The sequence below is a fragment of the Streptomyces sp. H27-H5 genome (assembly GCF_026627505.1).
GTDB lineage: Bacteria > Actinomycetota > Actinomycetes > Streptomycetales > Streptomycetaceae > Streptomyces.
On record NZ_JAPNLK010000002.1, the window covers coordinates 155,235 to 171,257 of the forward strand.

Annotated in this window: 16 protein-coding genes and 1 riboswitch; of the genes, 9 read left to right on the plus strand and 7 right to left on the minus strand. The window is 73.8% G+C overall.

The window, feature by feature from the left end:
* Positions 1–76 precede the first annotated feature (76 nt).
* Complete coding sequence (locus OTB19_RS01650) at positions 77–1,315, plus strand: aminotransferase class I/II-fold pyridoxal phosphate-dependent enzyme (protein WP_267796101.1); 1,239 nt, start codon at positions 77–79, stop codon at positions 1,313–1,315.
* A gap of 28 nt (positions 1,316–1,343) precedes the next feature.
* A complete protein-coding gene (locus OTB19_RS01655) occupies positions 1,344–2,459 on the plus strand; it encodes an MBL fold metallo-hydrolase (protein ID WP_267796102.1) in 1,116 nt (371 codons plus the stop codon).
* Between the two features lie 42 nt (positions 2,460–2,501).
* Here OTB19_RS01655 and OTB19_RS01660 read toward each other — a convergent pair whose 3' ends face one another.
* Complete coding sequence (locus tag OTB19_RS01660) at positions 2,502–3,137, minus strand: DedA family protein (protein ID WP_267796103.1); 636 nt, start codon at positions 3,135–3,137, stop codon at positions 2,502–2,504.
* Complete coding sequence (locus tag OTB19_RS01665; RefSeq protein WP_267796104.1) at positions 3,134–3,910, minus strand: MBL fold metallo-hydrolase; 777 nt, start codon at positions 3,908–3,910, stop codon at positions 3,134–3,136. Before OTB19_RS01665 ends, OTB19_RS01660 begins: the two co-directional genes overlap by 4 nt.
* Before the next feature lie 119 nt (positions 3,911–4,029).
* Here OTB19_RS01665 and OTB19_RS01670 point away from each other — a divergent pair, with 119 nt between their 5' ends.
* The 3 genes from OTB19_RS01670 to OTB19_RS01680 all read left to right on the plus strand — a co-directional run bounded on the left by OTB19_RS01670 (position 4,030) and on the right by OTB19_RS01680 (position 8,103).
* Positions 4,030–4,434 (plus strand): hypothetical protein, encoded by a 405-nt coding sequence (locus OTB19_RS01670; protein ID WP_267796105.1) that lies wholly within the window; start codon positions 4,030–4,032, stop codon positions 4,432–4,434.
* Positions 4,435–4,540: 106 nt separating this feature from the next.
* Positions 4,541–6,661 (plus strand): phage holin family protein, encoded by a 2,121-nt coding sequence (locus OTB19_RS01675; RefSeq protein ID WP_267796106.1) that lies wholly within the window; start codon positions 4,541–4,543, stop codon positions 6,659–6,661.
* Between the two features lie 74 nt (positions 6,662–6,735).
* Positions 6,736–8,103, plus strand: a complete 1,368-nt coding sequence (locus OTB19_RS01680) for an amino acid permease (protein WP_267796107.1) — start codon at positions 6,736–6,738, stop codon at positions 8,101–8,103.
* Between the two features lie 95 nt (positions 8,104–8,198).
* Here the strand turns inward: OTB19_RS01680 and OTB19_RS01685 are convergent, their stop codons facing one another.
* Together OTB19_RS01685 and OTB19_RS01690 are read right to left on the minus strand one after the other, a co-directional pair.
* Positions 8,199–9,773: an RNA polymerase sigma factor gene (locus tag OTB19_RS01685; protein WP_267796108.1), complete on the minus strand. Its 1,575-nt coding sequence runs from the start codon at positions 9,771–9,773 to the stop codon at positions 8,199–8,201.
* 224 nt (positions 9,774–9,997) lie between these two features.
* Positions 9,998–10,759 carry a methyltransferase domain-containing protein gene (locus OTB19_RS01690; protein ID WP_267796109.1) on the minus strand — a complete coding sequence of 254 codons (762 nt, stop codon included), beginning with the start codon at positions 10,757–10,759 and terminating at the stop codon, positions 9,998–10,000.
* Positions 10,760–10,838: 79 nt separating this feature from the next.
* A riboswitch (ZMP/ZTP riboswitch) is annotated at positions 10,839–10,933 on the plus strand.
* A gap of 28 nt (positions 10,934–10,961) precedes the next feature.
* Here OTB19_RS01690 and OTB19_RS01695 point away from each other — a divergent pair.
* Together OTB19_RS01695 and OTB19_RS01700 are read left to right on the plus strand one after the other, a co-directional pair.
* On the plus strand, positions 10,962–11,843 hold the full coding sequence (locus OTB19_RS01695; RefSeq protein ID WP_267796110.1) for a bifunctional 5,10-methylenetetrahydrofolate dehydrogenase/5,10-methenyltetrahydrofolate cyclohydrolase: 882 nt from the start codon (positions 10,962–10,964) through the stop codon (positions 11,841–11,843).
* Between the two features lie 306 nt (positions 11,844–12,149).
* On the plus strand, positions 12,150–12,575 hold the full coding sequence (locus tag OTB19_RS01700; protein WP_267796111.1) for a hypothetical protein: 426 nt from the start codon (positions 12,150–12,152) through the stop codon (positions 12,573–12,575).
* Here OTB19_RS01700 and OTB19_RS01705 read toward each other — a convergent pair.
* Complete coding sequence (locus OTB19_RS01705) at positions 12,561–13,349, minus strand: helix-turn-helix domain-containing protein (protein WP_267796112.1); 789 nt, start codon at positions 13,347–13,349, stop codon at positions 12,561–12,563. The genes OTB19_RS01700 and OTB19_RS01705 overlap by 15 nt on opposite strands.
* A gap of 174 nt (positions 13,350–13,523) precedes the next feature.
* On the opposite strand from OTB19_RS01705, the gene OTB19_RS01710 reads away from it, so the two are divergent.
* Both OTB19_RS01710 and OTB19_RS01715 read left to right on the plus strand, forming a co-directional pair.
* Positions 13,524–13,829 (plus strand): 4a-hydroxytetrahydrobiopterin dehydratase, encoded by a 306-nt coding sequence (locus OTB19_RS01710; RefSeq protein WP_053679997.1) that lies wholly within the window; start codon positions 13,524–13,526, stop codon positions 13,827–13,829.
* On the plus strand, positions 13,829–14,581 hold the full coding sequence (locus tag OTB19_RS01715) for a class I SAM-dependent methyltransferase (RefSeq protein WP_267796113.1): 753 nt from the start codon (positions 13,829–13,831) through the stop codon (positions 14,579–14,581). Before OTB19_RS01710 ends, OTB19_RS01715 begins: the two co-directional genes overlap by 1 nt.
* 47 nt (positions 14,582–14,628) lie before the next feature.
* Here OTB19_RS01715 and OTB19_RS01720 read toward each other — a convergent pair whose 3' ends face one another.
* Both OTB19_RS01720 and OTB19_RS01725 read right to left on the minus strand, forming a co-directional pair.
* A complete protein-coding gene (locus tag OTB19_RS01720; protein WP_267796114.1) occupies positions 14,629–15,054 on the minus strand; it encodes an RICIN domain-containing protein in 426 nt (141 codons plus the stop codon).
* Positions 15,055–15,073: 19 nt separating this feature from the next.
* Complete coding sequence (locus OTB19_RS01725; RefSeq protein ID WP_324290493.1) at positions 15,074–15,922, minus strand: aldo/keto reductase; 849 nt, start codon at positions 15,920–15,922, stop codon at positions 15,074–15,076.
* Positions 15,923–16,023: the final 101 nt, after the last annotated feature.

Here is a 16,023-nt window from a genome sequence, read left to right on the forward strand (position 1 = left end):
TTGACGGGCGAAACCGGGCGAATAACCGTATAAAGGTCATGGTCGGTCGGCGGTGTGGACGGGAAGGACAGCGGGGATGGCGGGGACGGCGGGGTGGCAGCGCACGACGGCGGAGGGACGCGGCCCCGTCCGGTACGTGCCGCCCGCACCCCCGCCCGGTCTGCCTGTCCTCCCCGAGCTGACCGCCGTGATCGCCGCGGCCGCGGACCGCTCCGCACCCGAGCCGCCGGGCGGCGCCCCGTCCGTGCGCGAGGCCGCCTGCCGGCACTGGGCCCGACGCGGCCTGCCCACCGCACCGGAGAACGTGGCCGCCGGGCCCGGCGCGGCGTCGCTGCTGCTCGCACTGCTCGGCGCGTACGGCGGCGACGTGATGCTCCCCCGCCCCTGTCCCGCCTGGTGGACCCCACAGGTCCGGCTGCTGGGACGGCGGGCGTTCCACGTGCCGACCCCGGCCGAATGCGGGGGCGTACCCGACCCCTACGCCCTGCTGGAGACGGTACGGAGGGTCCGCGCCGAGGGCGGCGACCCGCGCGTCCTGCTGCTCTCCGTCGCCGACGACCCGACCGCGACCGTGCCGCCGCCCGAGATGCTGCGCGAGGCCTGCGAGGCCGCCGAGGAGGCGGGCCTGTTCGTCGTCAGCGACGAGAGCTGGCGCGACACCGTCCACCGGCCGCACGACACGCTCGTCCTCAGCCCCGCCGAGATGCTCCCCGAACAGGCCGCCGTCCTCGTCGACCTGTCGGGGGCGCTGTTGCCCGCCGGCTGGCCCGCCGCCGTGATCCGCTTCCCCGCCACCCCCCGCGGCACCTGGCTGCGGGCCCGCACCCTCGACGTGCTGACCGCCACCGGCGCCTTGGTCGCGGGGCCGGTCGCCGGCGCCGCCGCGCACGCGCTCGACGAGCCCGACGCCGTCGCCGCCCGCAGTTGCGCGGCGGCCGCCCTGCACGGCGCCGTGGCCGCCGCCGCGCACCGGGAGGTCCTCGCCGTCGGGGCGCTCGCCCGCCCCCCGCAGGCCGGCCGGCACCTGTACGCCGACCTGACCCCGCTGCGGGCCGGACTGGCCCGACACGGCGTGGGCGACGCGATGGAACTGGAGGACTGGTTGGGCGGCCGGTTGGGCTCGCCGACGCCCGGCGGGCAGCGGTTCGCGGACGAACCCGTCGGGCTGCGCGTCCGGTTGTCGACGGGCCCGCTGCTCGGAGCCACCCCGGGCGAACGGCTGGCCGCCCTCACGGCCCCCGACCCCCTGGCACTGCCGCACGTACGGGACGCACTGGACCGGCTGCGGTCCGTGCTGGCCGGGCTGGCCGAGTGAACGCCCGCCGGCGAACGGAGACTCCTCGATGACGGACCGGACGGACGCCGGGGCGGCCGGGGGAGCCGGGGGAGCGGCGGGGGCGGGCGCGACCCGGCGGACACCGCTGCGCCCCGATCTCACCGATCTCACCGATCTCACCGATCGCCCCGCTCCCGTCGGCCCGGCCGCCCCCGCCGGGCCGCCCGCGCCCCGGCCGCTCTACGAGGTACGTCGATGGCCGCGGTCGTTCGCGCACCGGCTGACCACCCCCCTGCCCGGCGTCCGCGCACTCGCCCGACTGGCCCGTGAGGGAGCCTTGCGGCCCGGCCCGGAAGGGCTGCGCGGCATCCCCGACCTGCCCTGCGCCCCCGCCCCCGTGCCCGCGGCCCGGCCCGGGACGGTGTCCGTCACCTGGGTCGGCCACGCCGGCTGGGTCCTGCGGACCGGCGGCCTGACCGTGCTCACCGACCCGGTCTGGTCCCGGCGGATCCTGGGCACCCCCGCCCGGCTGACCCCCGTCGGCGTGCGCTGGGAGGACCTGCCGCCCGTCGACGCGGTGGTGATCAGCCACAACCACTACGACCACCTCGACGCCCCCACCCTCAGAAGGCTGCCCCGCCACACGGCCTGCTTCGTCCCGGCCGGCCTCGGGCGCTGGTTCCGCCGCCGCGGCTTCGAGCGGGTCACGGAACTCGACTGGTGGGAGTGCGCCGAACTGGGCGGCGTCCGCTTCGAGTTCGTCCCCGCGCACCACTGGTCGAAGCGGTCGCCGCTCGACAGCTGCCACACCCTGTGGGGCGGGTGGATCCTCACCGACACGGAGCACGGCAAGAAGGTCTACTTCGCCGGGGACACCGGCTACGGGCACTGGTTCGCGGAGATCGGCCGCCGCCACCCCGGGATGGACCTGGCCCTGTTGCCGATCGGCGCGTACGCCCCCAGATGGTGGCTCCGCGACGTGCACACCGACCCGGAGGAGGCGGTGCGCGCCTGCCTCGACCTCGGCGCCCGTCGGATGGCGCCGATGCACTGGGCCACCTTCGTCCTGTCCGCCGAGCCGGTCATGGAGCCGCTGCACCGGGTGCGCGCGGCCTGGGAGCGGGCCGGACTGGACCGCGCACTGCTGTGGGACCTGCCGATCGGCGCCTCCCGCACCTTCTGACGACGCTTCGGGGACCCGGCGCGGTGCGCCCGGCCCGCGCTCTCACGCCGCACCGCGTCGGACACGACGCCAGAGCACCGGCGCCGCGCTGATCAGCAGGGTCAGGCCCACGGCGAGGGCCACGCCCTTCCAGGGTTCCGAGAAGAGCGAGCCGCCCAGGATCCCGATCAGGCCGTAGGTCGCCGCCCACGCCAGGCACGCCGGGGCGTCGCCGCGAGCGAAGCGGCGCAGGGGCATCTCCGCCAGCAGACACGCCAACATGACCGGGATGCGCCCCGCCGGCACCAGCCGCGAGACGACCAGCACCAGCACGCCGTGCTCGTCGAGCTTCGTCTGAGCCTGTTCCAGCCGCTCCGGGGTGGCCCGTCCCCGCAGGCGCTCCAACCATCGCGAACCGCCCCGCGAGTGCACCCCGCGCCGCCCGAGCCAGTACAGCGCGAGGTCCCCGACGAACGCCGCGAACGCCGAGACGGCGAACACGAGCAGCAGTCCGAACGGCAGGGTGTCCTGGTGGAAGGCCACCACCGAGGCCGAACTCACCAACGCCCCCGTCGGGATCACCGGCAGCAGCGCGCCGAGCGCCACGAGGAGGAAAAGCGCCGGGTACCCGACCGCCTGCCGGGTGCCGTCCGGCGGGACCTGGCCGACCGCCGCGGCGAGGAGGTCGCGCCAGGTCACGGAAGCAGCACCCGCTCACCGTGGTCGGGCACCCGTACCGTCACCTTCGGCGCGAGCCGCCCCGCGAACCGGGCGAACTCCTCGCCCGGCGCGTGGAACTCGTGCGGCCGCACCGCGTCCATGCCGATGGGCCAGTACGTCCCGTAGTGCACCGGCACCGCCGCCGCCGGCGCGAGGTCCGCCAGCGCCCGCGCCGCCCGGCCCGCGTCCAGGTGCCCCGCCCCCAGGTACGGACCCCAGCCGCCGACCGGGAGCAGTGCCACGTCCACCGGCCCGACCTCGTCGGCCATCGTGTCGAACAGCCCGGTGTCCCCGGCGAAGTACGTCCGTGCCGCGCCCTCGATCACGTACCCGAGCGCCGGAGCGAGCCGCGGTCCGTACGGCAGCCGCCGTCCGTCGTGCCGCGCGCTGACCGCCCGGACCCGTACACCGTCCCGTACGGGGACCACGTCGCCCGGCGCCACCTCCGTGACGGCCAGGTCCCGGGACGTCGCCACCCGCGCCAGCCCCGGCACGGCCCGACGGGCACCCCGGGGCACCAACAGCCGGGTCCCCGGCGCGAGCCGGGCCAGCGAGGGCAGGTGCAGATGATCGGAGTGCAGGTGCGAGACCACCGCCACGTCCGCCTCGGCCGCGTGCGGCGGCGGCACCGCCCCGCGCCGTCGCCGCAGATGCGCGAACCGCCGGGCGAACAGCGGGTCCGTCAGGAACCGGAGCCCGGAGTCCTCCACCGTGCACGTGGCATGCCCCCACCAGGTGATCTCCACCGGCACCGGTGCTCCCTCCCTCGATCGGTCCTGTCGACCTTAGATCCTGTCCCGTCGCACCGCGCGCAATCGGAACCCGGCAGCCCTCTCCTCGACGGTCGAGGATCGGAGTAGGGTCGGGCGCCATGGATGAGTTGCGCGTGGCCGCGATCGCCGGCATGGCCCCGCTGGAGGAACTCGACGTCGACCCCTTCGCCGTGGACACCCGCAGCCAGCACGCCATGTGCGCCCGCTGGGCCGCGGACCGCGGCTACGTCGTCGCACGGCACCTGCTGGTCTACGGCCTGCGCCACGACCACTGCGGACTGTGGTCCGACGTCGACGCGGGACGGGTCGACCTGTTCGTCGCCGCCAACCACCGGGTGCTGGCCCGGGCGCTGCGTTCCGTCGAGGACTTCACCGCCGAGTGCGAGCGGCGCGGGATCCGGCTGGAGACCGCCGAGCTGGAGGAGCCGACGTACACCTCCGCGATGAAGGCGGAAGTGCACCGCCGGCTGTCCATGCCGACCGCGGGCTACGACGGTACGTAACACGACCTGACCGGCGGCTTCCGTACGTTCGTGCGCCACCCGTGTCACCCGGCCGCGTTCGCGGCGCTGTGCGACGCTGGCAGTGAACCACGAACGGGGGTAAGGAGTGTGGCGCGGACGGTGGCGCAGGGCGGGCGGCGCACTGGTGAGGGTGATCCTCGTGTGGGCGGTGTCCACGCTCACCATGCTCGCCCTGGCCGGGATCCTGCCGGACTTCCGGCTCCAGTCCGACGACGGTGACAGCGTCACCCGCATCGCGCTGACGGCCGCCTGGGGCGCCGGCGCCTTCGGGCTGTTGAGCGCGCTGGTGTGGCCGCTGCTCGTCCGGGCGCTGCTGCTGGTGCCGGCCCTGCTGCTGGGGCTGCTCGTCTTCTTCCTCAACGGCTCGCTGCTGCTGATCGCGCTCAACCTGATCCCCGACGGACGCGGCGAGGTGGCGCCCGAGACCGCCGTGGTCGTCGCCGCGGTGATGTCCGCCGTGGCGTCCGCCACGTCCACGGCCCTGGCCGTCCGCGACGACGAGGCGTACCGCCGCCGGCTCTACCGGCTCGCCGACCGGCGCCGGCGCAGGCAGCTGCGCTCGGGCGCCCCCGGCGCGGGCGAGGCGCCCCCCGGGCTGGTCTTCCTCCAGCTCGACGGGGTCGGGTACGAGGTGCTGCGCCGGGCCGCGGGAGCCGGGGCGATGCCCACCGTCGGCGACTGGCTGGAGCGCAGCCACCGCGTCATGTCCTGGCGCACGGACTGGTCCAGCCAGACGGGCGCCAGCCAGCTCGGCATCCTGCACGGCTCGAACTTCGACGTGCCCGCCTTCCGCTGGTACGAGAAGGACACCGGCGAGATCGTGGTGTGCAACCGGCCCACCAGCGCCGCCGAACTCCAGCGCCGCGCCATCGAGCGGACCGGCGACGGGGGACTGCTCACCCTGGACGGGGCCAGCCGCGGCAACCTGTTCAGCGGCGGCGCCGACCAGCTCGCCCTGGTGCTGTCGGTGTCCGCGCGGCGCGGCCGGGCCAACCGCTCCCGGGCGGGCTACTTCGCGTACTTCTCCGACCCGGCCAACGCCGTCCGCACCGCCCTCTCCTTCGTCGCCGAGGTGGGCCGGGAGATCGGCCAGTCGACCCGCGCCCGGATCCGGCACGAGGCGCCGCGCGTGGGCCGCGGCGGGCTCTACCCGATGATCCGGGCCTTCGCCACCGTCGTGGAGCGGGACGTGGTCGTCGCGGCGGTGATCGGGGACATGCTCGCCGGTCGTGCCTGCGTCTACGCGGACCTCGTGGCCTACGACGAGGTCGCGCACCACTCCGGCCCGCACGGCCGGGACACCGACCGGGTGCTCTCCCGCCTCGACCGGAGCCTCGCGCTGATCGCCCGGGTCGCCGAGCACGCCCCCCGCGCCTACCGGATCGTGCTGCTCTCGGACCACGGACAGAGCCCGGGGGAGACCTTCCTGGGCCGCTACGGCCTCACCCTCAAGGACCTCGTCCGGGCGGGGTGCGGGCTCCCGGTCTCCCGCCGGGCCGGCGGCACCCGCAGCGGCGCCGAGGCGCGCGCGGCGGTCCGCGCGGCCCTGCACCGGCCGGTGGAGGAGGGCGAGGAGGCCGACCCGGCGGGCGGCTCCGACCCGGTGGTGCTGGCGTCCGGGAACCTCGGGCTGGTCTCCTTCCCGGACCTGCCCGGGCGGGCCGACCGGGCGTGGATCGAGCGGACCCACCCGGCGCTGCTGGCCACGCTGGCCAACCATCCGGGGGTCGGGTTCCTGCTGGTCGACGGGGAGGTGCTGGGCGCCGGCGGCGCGGTGGCCCGGCTGGACGAGCCGGGGGCGGCGGAGCGGCTGCTGGCGGACTTCGGGCCGGGCGCGGCCGAAGCCGTCCGCCGGACCGACTCGTTCCCGCACGTGGCGGACATCATGGTCAACTCGGCGTTCGACCCGGCCGACGGGACCGTGCACGCCTTCGAGGAGCAGATCGGCTCGCACGGCGGCCTGGGCGGCGAGCAGGGGCATCCGTTCCTGATGTGGCCCACCGAACTGTCGGACCCGGGGGCCGCGCCGGTGGGCGCCGAGGCGGTGCACGGGGTGCTGCGCCGCTGGCTCCGCGAGGCGGACGGCCCGCAGGTCCCGCTGGGCACCCCGTCCGCGGCCGCCGCACCGCAGGATCACCGGCCGAAGCCCGGCGTTGGCGGAACCCTTCCTTCCGTGGAGGTGTCCGTACAGGACGAAACCCGCTGATTTGGTGCGTCCTTGGCGGTGCCCGACGATGTGTCGACCTGTCCAGCATGTGAAACACCAGAGGCGCACCACCCGTGAGCACCACCTCCCTCCCCGCCCCCGTCCCCACCGACGAACAGGCGAGCCCGCACGCCCGCCGCTTCGGCCTGCCGATCGCGACCTGCCTGGTCATGGGCAACATCATCGGAGGCGGGATCTTCCTCCTCCCCGCCGCGGTGGCCCCCTTCGGCACGATCAGCCTCGTCGCCTTCGCCGTGCTCACCGTCGGCGCGATCGCCCTCGCGCTCGTCTTCGGCCGGCTCGCCGAACGCAACCCGCAGACCGGTGGCCCGTACGTCTACGCCCGCGCGGCCTTCGGGGACTTCGCCGGCTTCCTCGCGGCCTGGAGCTACTGGATCACCACCTGGGTCTCCAACGCGGCCCTCGCGGTCGCCGCCGTCGGCTACCTCACGGTGCTCTTCCCCGCCGTGGGCGAGCACACGTGGTCCATGTGCCTGGGCGCACTCGCCGTCCAGTGGCTGCCCGCGCTCGCCAACCTCGCGGGCACCCGCTACGTGGGAGCCGTCCAACTGGTCTCCACCGTACTGAAGTTCGCCCCGCTGCTGCTGGTGGCCGTCGGCGGGCTGTTCTTCTTCGACCCGGCCAACCTCGGCCCCTTCCAAGCCACCGACCAGAGCGCCGTCGGCGCGATCTCCGCCGCCGCCGCGATCCTGCTCTTCAGCTACCTCGGGGTCGAGTCGGCCGCCGTCAGCGCCGGCGAGGTCCGCGACCCGGCCCGCAACGTCGGCCGCGCCACCATCCTCGGCACCACCGGCGCCGCCACCGTTTACCTGCTCGGCACCCTGTCCGTCTTCGGCCTCGTCGCGCACGCCACGCTCGTCACCTCCGAGGCCCCGTTCAGCGACGCCGTCGACGCCATGTTCGGCGGAACCTGGGGCGGCACCCTCGTCGCCTGCGCCGCGGTGATCTCGATGGTCGGCGCCCTCAACGGCTGGACCCTGCTCAGCGCGCAGACCCCGTACGCCGCGGCCAAGGACGGGCTCTTCCCGAAGGTCTTCGAGACCAAGAGGCGCGGGGTCCCGATCGTCGGGGTCCTCGTCACCGTCGTCCTGGCCTCGGCCCTGACCGTCTACAACTACACCGCCGGCACCGAGGGCGTCTTCGAGATCCTGGTGCTGGTCACCACCTTCACGGCGACCGTCCCGTACCTGCTCTCCAGCGCCGCCCAGATCTACTTCCTGGTCTCCGGGCAGTCCGCGCGCGTCCACCGCGGCCGGCTGGTCCGTGACACCGTCCTGGCCTGCGCGGCCTTCGCCTTCTCGATGTGGCTCGTGGCCGGCTCCGGGTACGCGGCCGTGTACCAGGGCGTGCTGTTCCTCTTCGTGGGCGTGGTCGTCTACGCCGTGATGTCCGCCCGCAGGCACCGCGCCACGGCCGCCTGACCGGCGGGCGGCCCCGCGCGGGCCCGCCCACGCCCCGCGAACGCCACGGGGGCCCGGGGCGGTCTCACGACCGCTCCGAGCCCCCGTGTCCGCTTCTAGTCGAGGTAGTCGCGCAGCACCTGCGAACGCGACGGGTGACGCAGCTTCGACATCGTCTTCGACTCGATCTGACGGATGCGCTCACGAGTGACCCCGTACACGCGGCCGATCTCGTCCAGGGTCTTCGGCTGGCCGTCGTTGAGGCCGTACCGCATGGAGACCACGCCCGCCTCACGCTCGGAGAGCGTCCCCAGGATCGACTGCAGCTGCTCCTGGAGGAAGGTGAAGGACACCGCGTCCGCCGGCACGACCGCCTCGGAGTCCTCGATGAGGTCACCGAACTCGCTGTCTCCCTCCTCACCCAGGGGGGTGTGCAGGGAGATCGGCTCGCGGCCGTACTTCTGGACCTCGATGACCTTCTCGGGGGTCATGTCGAGTTCCTTGCCCAGCTCCTCCGGAGTGGGCTCCCGGCCGAGGTCCTGGAGCATCTGCCGCTGGACACGGGCCAGCTTGTTGATGATCTCGACCATGTGGACGGGGATGCGGATGGTGCGCGACTGGTCGGCCATGGCACGCGTGATCGCCTGCCGGATCCACCAGGTCGCGTACGTGGAGAACTTGAAGCCCTTGGTGTAGTCGAACTTCTCCACCGCGCGGATCAGACCGACGTTGCCCTCCTGGATCAGGTCCAGGAAGAGCATGCCGCGGCCCGTGTAGCGCTTGGCGAGGGAGACCACGAGACGGAGGTTGGCCTCCAGCAGGTGGTTCTTGGCCCGGCGACCGTCCTCGACGAGGATCTCCAGCTCACGCTTGAACGTGGGCTTGTGGTCCTCCTCCTCTTCGAGCTTGTACTCGGAGAAGAGACCCGCCTCGATGCGCTTGGCGAGCTCGACCTCCTGCTCGGCGTTGAGCAGCGGCACCTTGCCGATCAGCTTGAGGTAGTCCTTGACGGGGTCGGCGGTGGCACCGGCGACCATGACGGTCTGCGCCGGGGCGTCGTCCTCGTCGTCGTCGGACAGCACGAAGCCCTGGGTCCCGCCGACCTTCGGAGTCTCCTCCTCGGCCTCGTCGGCCAGGTCCTCGGCCGCCCAGTCCACGCCCCCGGCCGCCGGGGTCTCGCCCTCGTCGCCGTCCTTGGCGCCCTTCTTCGTGGCGGCGGTCTTCTTGGTGGCCGTCGCCTTCTTCGCGGCGGTCTTCTTGACCGTCCGCTTCTTCGGCTCGGCGGCGGCCTCGGCCGCCACCTCCTCCTCGGTCCCGGAGGCCGACGGTGCGGATATCGCCGCGGCGGTGGCGGGGACCGCCGTCTTGCGCGCGCCGATGGGGCGCGGCGCGGCGGCCTTCTTGGTCACGGTGCGGGACGGGGCGGCGGCAGCCTTGCGCGGCTTCTTCGCAGCGGCCTTGGTGGCGGGGGCGGCGCTGACGTGGAGGGCGACACCCTCCTCGTCCAGGACCTGGTTCAGGCTGCGCAGGACCCGCTTCCACTGGTCCACCGGGATGCGGCCGGCCTCGAAGGCCTGGCGCACGTCATCACCGTTGATGTGACCCTGCTCGCGGCCGCGCTCGACGAGCGCGACGAGGGCCTCCGATTCGGCGATCTCCGGAGGGAACGTACGGGACGGGCTGAGCGACACAAGGAGCCTCTCGTTGCGAACAGATAGGGGTGAGCGGGACATCATCGCGCGACTTCGGGAAACAGACCCGAGGGGGGTCTGTATTCCGGGACCGCGCGAGGACACCTGTCGGTTCATCGCATGCCCGAGTCGATTCGTTACGCGCTGAATTGAGTGACCTGCGCCACGCTGTGGCGACGCAACCGATCCGACGTGGATCCGTCCGCCCTCCCGCGCCCTCCCGCTCAGCCCGTTTTGCGGGCCTCGACGAGGAAGCGGGCGGTGTGCGCGACGAACGGGCCTTCGCGTTCGATCCGTTCGTGGAGCTCGTGCAACCGGTCCCGGTAGTGCCCGACCGTGAAGCCCGGCACCATCCAGATCACCTTCCGTAGAAAGTAGATCACGGCTCCGATGTCGTTGAACTCCGTCCGCAGTCGCTCCGAGCACAGATCGACGATTTCCAGGCCCGCCTTCCGGGCGTCGGCGACCGCGTCGTCGGGGTGCCGGCCGCGCCTGACCTCCTCCGGCTGCGGGCCCAGGAAGTACTCCACCAGCTCGAAGACGCTGGCCGGACCGACCTGCTGCGAGAAGTACGTGCCGCCCGGCGTCAGCACGCGGGCGATCTCGTCCCACCACACGGTCACCGGGTGCCGGCTGCTGACCAGCTCGAAGGCCTCGTCCCCGAAGGGCAGCGGCGGCTCGTCGGAGTCGGCGACCACCACCGCGCCCAGCGGGTGCAGGAGCCGGGTCGCCTTGGCGACGTTCGGCGGCCAGGACTCGGTCGCCACCGTCAGCGGCGGCAGGGCACCGGCCCCGGCGAGCACCTCGCCGCCACCGGTCTGGACGTCGAGGACGGAGGAGACCCGGGAGAGACGTTCGCCGAGGAGCTTCTGGTAGCCCCAGGACGGGCGCTGTTCGGTGGCGCGGCCGTCGAGCCAGGAGAAGTCCCAGCCGTCCACGGAAACGGACTCCGCCTCGGCGACAAGATGGTCGAAAGTACGCGTCATCCCCCGATCGTCGCAGGCCGGGAGCCGGTCCTCCACCGGGTATCGCCGGCCCGCCGCGCGCGGGCGTCGACTAGAGTGGGCGCCGGGCCGTGACTGGCGTTCGGGTGGATCACCACCGGGGAGCGGCCCGGCGTACCGGTGGGTACGTCGCTGCCGCGCGCCTGGGCGAACCGCGATTCCGCAGCGACGCTCAGGAGACCCCATGACGACTGCCCAGACCGCTCAGACCGCCCGGCTCATGGACGGCACCGCCGTCGCCCGCCGCATCTCGGAGCAGACCGCCGCCCACGCCGCGAAGATCACCGAGCGCACCGGCACCGCCCCCTGTCTGGCGACCGTGCTGGTCGGCGAGGACCCCGCGTCCGTGACCTACGTACGGATGAAGCAGAACCGTTGCGCCAAGGCCGGGATCACCTCGCGCCACGTCGAGCTCCCCGCCGAGACCACCACCGCGGAACTGGTTGCCGCCCTCACCGCGCTCTCCGCGGACCCGGAGATCAGCGGCATCCTGCTCCAGCACCCGGTGCCGCACCACATCGACGAGCGGGCCGCCTTCGAGGCCATCGCCCCCGGCAAGGACGTCGACGGTGTGACGATGCACTCCTTCGCCGCCATGGGCTTCGGCCTGCCGGGCTTCGTCTCCTGCACCCCCGGCGGCATCATGCGCCTCCTGGAGGAGTACGACGTGGACCTGACCGGCAAGCACGCCGTGGTCGTCGGCCGCAGCGCGATCCTGGGCAAGCCCGCCGGGATGCTGCTGCTGGAGCGCAACGCCACGGTCACCTACTGTCACTCCCGCACCGTGGACCTGCCCTCGATCGTGCGCCAGGCCGACGTGCTGGTCGCCGCCGTCGGCAAGGCCGAGTTCATCCGCGGCGAGGACATCAAGCCGGGCGCCGTCGTCCTGGACGCCGGCTACAACGCGGGCAACGTCGGCGACGTCCACTTCGAGTCGGCCGCCGCCCGGGCCTCCCTGATCACCCCGGTGCCCGGCGGCGTCGGCCCGATGACCATCGCCGTGCTCCTGGAGCAGACCGTGCGGGCCGCCGCCGCGCAGGCCGGGCTCGACCTCGCGGAGCTCTGACCCCGGCTCCCGCCCGATCCCGTACGACGAACGCCCCGGCCCGCCCCGGTCCGGGGCGTCCCGTTTCCCCGGTGAGCGGCCGCTCCGAGACAGGTGTGCCCGCTTGAGGCGAAGGACCTGTCCGTACCGGCGGGCACCGCGACGGTCCGGGCGCGTCCCGGGCAGGGCCCTTACCCCCGGGGTAATCGACCCGGTCCCGGCCCGGCGGCACAGTGGGGGCATCGGGTTCCGGGGTCGCGCACTCGGCTCCGGGACCCGGTGCCCCACCACCCCGCGCGTCCGCTCCTCGACGGAGGTTGATCCGCCATGTCCGCAACCCTGCTCGGCAGCATCGCCCGCACCACCGGGCCCCAGGTCGTCCTGCGCCGGTCCCTCGCGCTCGACGCACTGGTCACCACCGGCAACGGGCTCGCCTACCTGGCCTTCTCCGAGCCGCTCGGCCGGCTCCTCGGCGTCGGCCCGACGACCCTGCTCGTCCTCGGCGCGCTCCTCGCCCTGTACGGGGCGGGCGTCGGATGGCTGGCCTCCCGCCGCCGGCCGCCGGTGCTCCCCGTCCGCCTCGTCATCGAGACCAACTGCCTCTGGGTGGCGCTGAGCCTGGCCGCCGCACTCCTCTGGTTCACCCCGACCGTCGCCGGCGCGGTGTGGATCCCGGCGCAGGCGCTCGTCGTCGCCGGGTTCGCGCTCGTCCAGTGGCTCGCGCTGCGCGGCACGCTCTCACGGGACCAGTGAGCGCAGGTACTTCACGGTCGCCGGGTCGGCCGGCAGCAGGGTCTCGATGGCCAGCTCGGCGACGGTCACGTCCATCGGCGTGTTGAAGGTGGAGATGGACGACACGAAGGACAGCGTCTGCCCGTCGTGTTCGATCCGCAGCGGCAGCGCGATGTTCGCGACCGCCTCCCGCGGCTCGCCGTGATCGGCCCGCTCCGTCACGGGGTAGGCCGCCACCTCCTCGTACAGCGCGCGCAGCGGCTCCGAGCGCGACAGGGCGATCTGCCGCTCCATCTGCTCCAACAGGTGACCGCGCCACTCCCGCAGATTGAGGATCCGCGCGGCCAGGCCCTGCGGATGCAGGGTCAGCCGCATCGCGTTCAGCGGCGGCGCGAGCAGGTGCTCGGGCACGCCGTCCAGCAGCAGCGCGATGCCCCGGTTCGCGGCGATCACCTGGTACGTGGCGTCCACGACCAGCGCCGGATACGGCTCGTAGCCCGCCAGCAGCCGCTCCAGGGAATCCCGCAGAACGTCCATCGACGGGTCGTCGAGCGGGGTGTGCGGGTAGCGGGGCGCGTAGCCGGCCGCCAGCAACAGGGCGTTGCGCTCCCGTACCGGGACGTCCAGGTGCTCCGCGAGCCGCAGCACCATCTCCTCGCTCGGCCGGGAACGGCCGGTCTCCACGAAGCTGATGTGCCGCGACGAGGAGTCGGCGCGGCCCGCCAGCTCCAACTGACTGATCCCGCGCCGCTCCCGCCAGGTGCGCAGCATCGCGCCCACACTCACCGTCGTCATGCCCCGACGGTAGCCCAGGGAGCCCGGCCCGCCGCGTGGGGCCGGGGCGCCGCGGCGACGACGCGGACGCGCCGGCACGGACCGCCGCGCGAGACCTTCCCGCGGGCCCTCGCTGTGGGAACCTTGACCCCACGTCAGGCGATGGTGCCGACCGAGTCGTGAAGGAGTGTGCGGATGTCGGGCGAGCCGCTTTCCCAGAAGGAGATCGAGGACCGGTTGCGGGAACTCCCGGGCTGGGCCTTCGAGGACGACCGGATCCTGCGCACCTACCGGCTGGGCAGCCACTTCGCGGCGAGCGCCCTCGTCGCCCACATCGCTTCGGTGCAGGACGAGTTGAACCACCACTCGGACCTCACCCTGGGCTACGACACGGTCCGCGTGTCGGTGAACACGCACAGCGCGGGCGACGCCGTGACCGAGACCGACTTCGCCCTCGCCGAGCGACTGGAGGCCCTGGCGCCCGCCCACGGAGCGAACTGATGCCGATACCGCGTTCCCTGCTCGACTACGACGCCGAGGCCGAGGCCTACGACGCCACCCGGGGCGGCGTCCCGCGCGCCGAGGCCGCGGCGGCGGCGGTCCTCGACCTCGTCCCGGCCCCCGCGCGCACCCTGCTCGACCTGGGCTGCGGCACGGGCATCGTCACCGCCCGGCTGCGGCGCCCCGGACTGCGGGTGTTGGGCGCGGACGCCTCGTACGGGATGGCGGCGATGGCGGCGCGGCGCGGGGTCCCGGTGGTGATCGCCTCCGGGACCGGGCTGCCCGTGCGGCCTCGCTCGTTGGACGCCGTGAGCGCGGTGTGGCTCCTGCACCTGCTGCGGGAGCCCGGGGTGGTGCCGCGCCTGATCGCGGAGGTGGGGCGGACTCTGCGGCCGGGCGGGGTGTTCGTCACCACCGTGGACAAGGACGCGGCCCACGACGTCGGCGGCGACATCGACGAGGTGCTCGCACCGCACCTCACGTCGACCCCGGCGGACGCCTCGGCGCAGGTGACGGCGTACGCCGCGCAGGCGGGTCTGCGGCCGTGCGGGGAGGCCCTGTTCACGGGCTTCGGCCAGGGCGTCACCCCGCGCGGCGCGGCCGAGGCGCTGCGCGCGGGACGGTACGCCTCCCGCGTCGCGCCCCGGGGCGCCACCGTCGCGGAGGTCGCGACCCGGCTGGAGGCGCTGCCCGACGGGGACGTCCCGCGCGCGGCCCCGACGTACCGCCTGGTGGCCTTCGTGCGCGACTGACGGCGGATCGGCGACGGGCCGGCTGCGGATCGGCGGCGAGGAGCGGGTCAGGCGGGTTCCAGGCGCCACCACTGGGACGGCGAGTCGGTGTCCTCGCACTGGCGGGCCTGTCCCTCCTCGTCGGCCTCCAGCGGGAGCCCGCTGATGACGGCGATCAGGGAGACCACGCCGGGATCGTCCAGGTGCTCCTCGACGATCCACTCCTGGGCGCCGAACGCGTTGGCCTTCCACACCTGGACCCGGGTCCCGCTGTCCACGGACGCGTTCGCGACGTCCAGCCGCTTGCCGTTGTGCACGCTCACCAGATGGAAGATCCCACCACCGCCGTACACCGGCGAGATCTCCCACTGCCGTGCGGACGCGGGCGCGGGCGGGCCGTCCGGCCCCACCCGCACCCGGTTCCCGCCCTCCACCTGGAGCAGCAGACCGCTGCCCACGTTGCGGAGTCGGCAGACCCCGTCAGGAACGTTCACCCGCACACCCTCGGATCGCTCACATGTCGAAGACGGCCGGGTCGGGCCCGAGCCGCCGGCCCGCCGTGCCGGCGCCCAGGGCGTCCAGCGCGGCGATGTCGTCGGCGTCCAGTTCGAAGCCGAAGACATCCAGATTCTCGCGGATGCGCGCGGGGGTCACGGACTTGGGGATCACCACGTTGCCGAGCTGGAGGTGCCAGCGCAGCACCACCTGCGCGGCGGTGCGGCCGTGCTTGGCGGCGATCGCGGCGACGGCGGGAAGCGTGAGCAGCTCCTTGCCCTGGCCGAGCGGGGACCAGGCCTCGGTGGCGATCCCGAGGTCGGCGTGCAGGGCGCGCAGCGCGGTCTGCGGGAAGAGCGGGTGCAGCTCGATCTGGTTGACGGCCGGGACCAGGTCGCTCACGGTCCGGATCCGCTCCAGGTCCTCGGGGCGGAAGTTCGACACGCCGACCGCCTTGGCGCGGCCGCTCGCGGCGATCTCCTCGAAGGTCTTCCAGGTGGTGAGGACGTCGTCCCGCATCGGGCGCGGCCAGTGGATCAGGTACAGGTCGACGTGGTCGAGGCCCAGGCGGGAGAGCGATTCGTCGAAGGCGCGCAGCACCTCGTCCCGGCCCCAGACGCGGTCCGGGCCGTTCCACAGCTTGGTGGTGACGAAGAGCTCCTCGCGCGGCACCCCGGCGCCCGCGATGGCCCGGCCGGTGCCCTCCTCGTTGCCGTAGATCGCCGCCGTGTCGATGCTGCGGTAGCCCGCCTCCAGGGCGGTGGTGACGGCCTGTTCCGCCTCGTCGTCCGGGACCTGCCAGACGCCGTAGCCGAGCTGGGGCATGAGGGTGCCGTTGTTGAGCTTGATGCCGGGGACCTGGTTCACGTCGGGTCGTCCTCGTCGTCGGGTACGGGTGCTGATGCGGGCACGGCGGTGCGCGCCGTGGCCTGCGAGGGGCCATAACCGGCCACTCGCGGCCCACATTC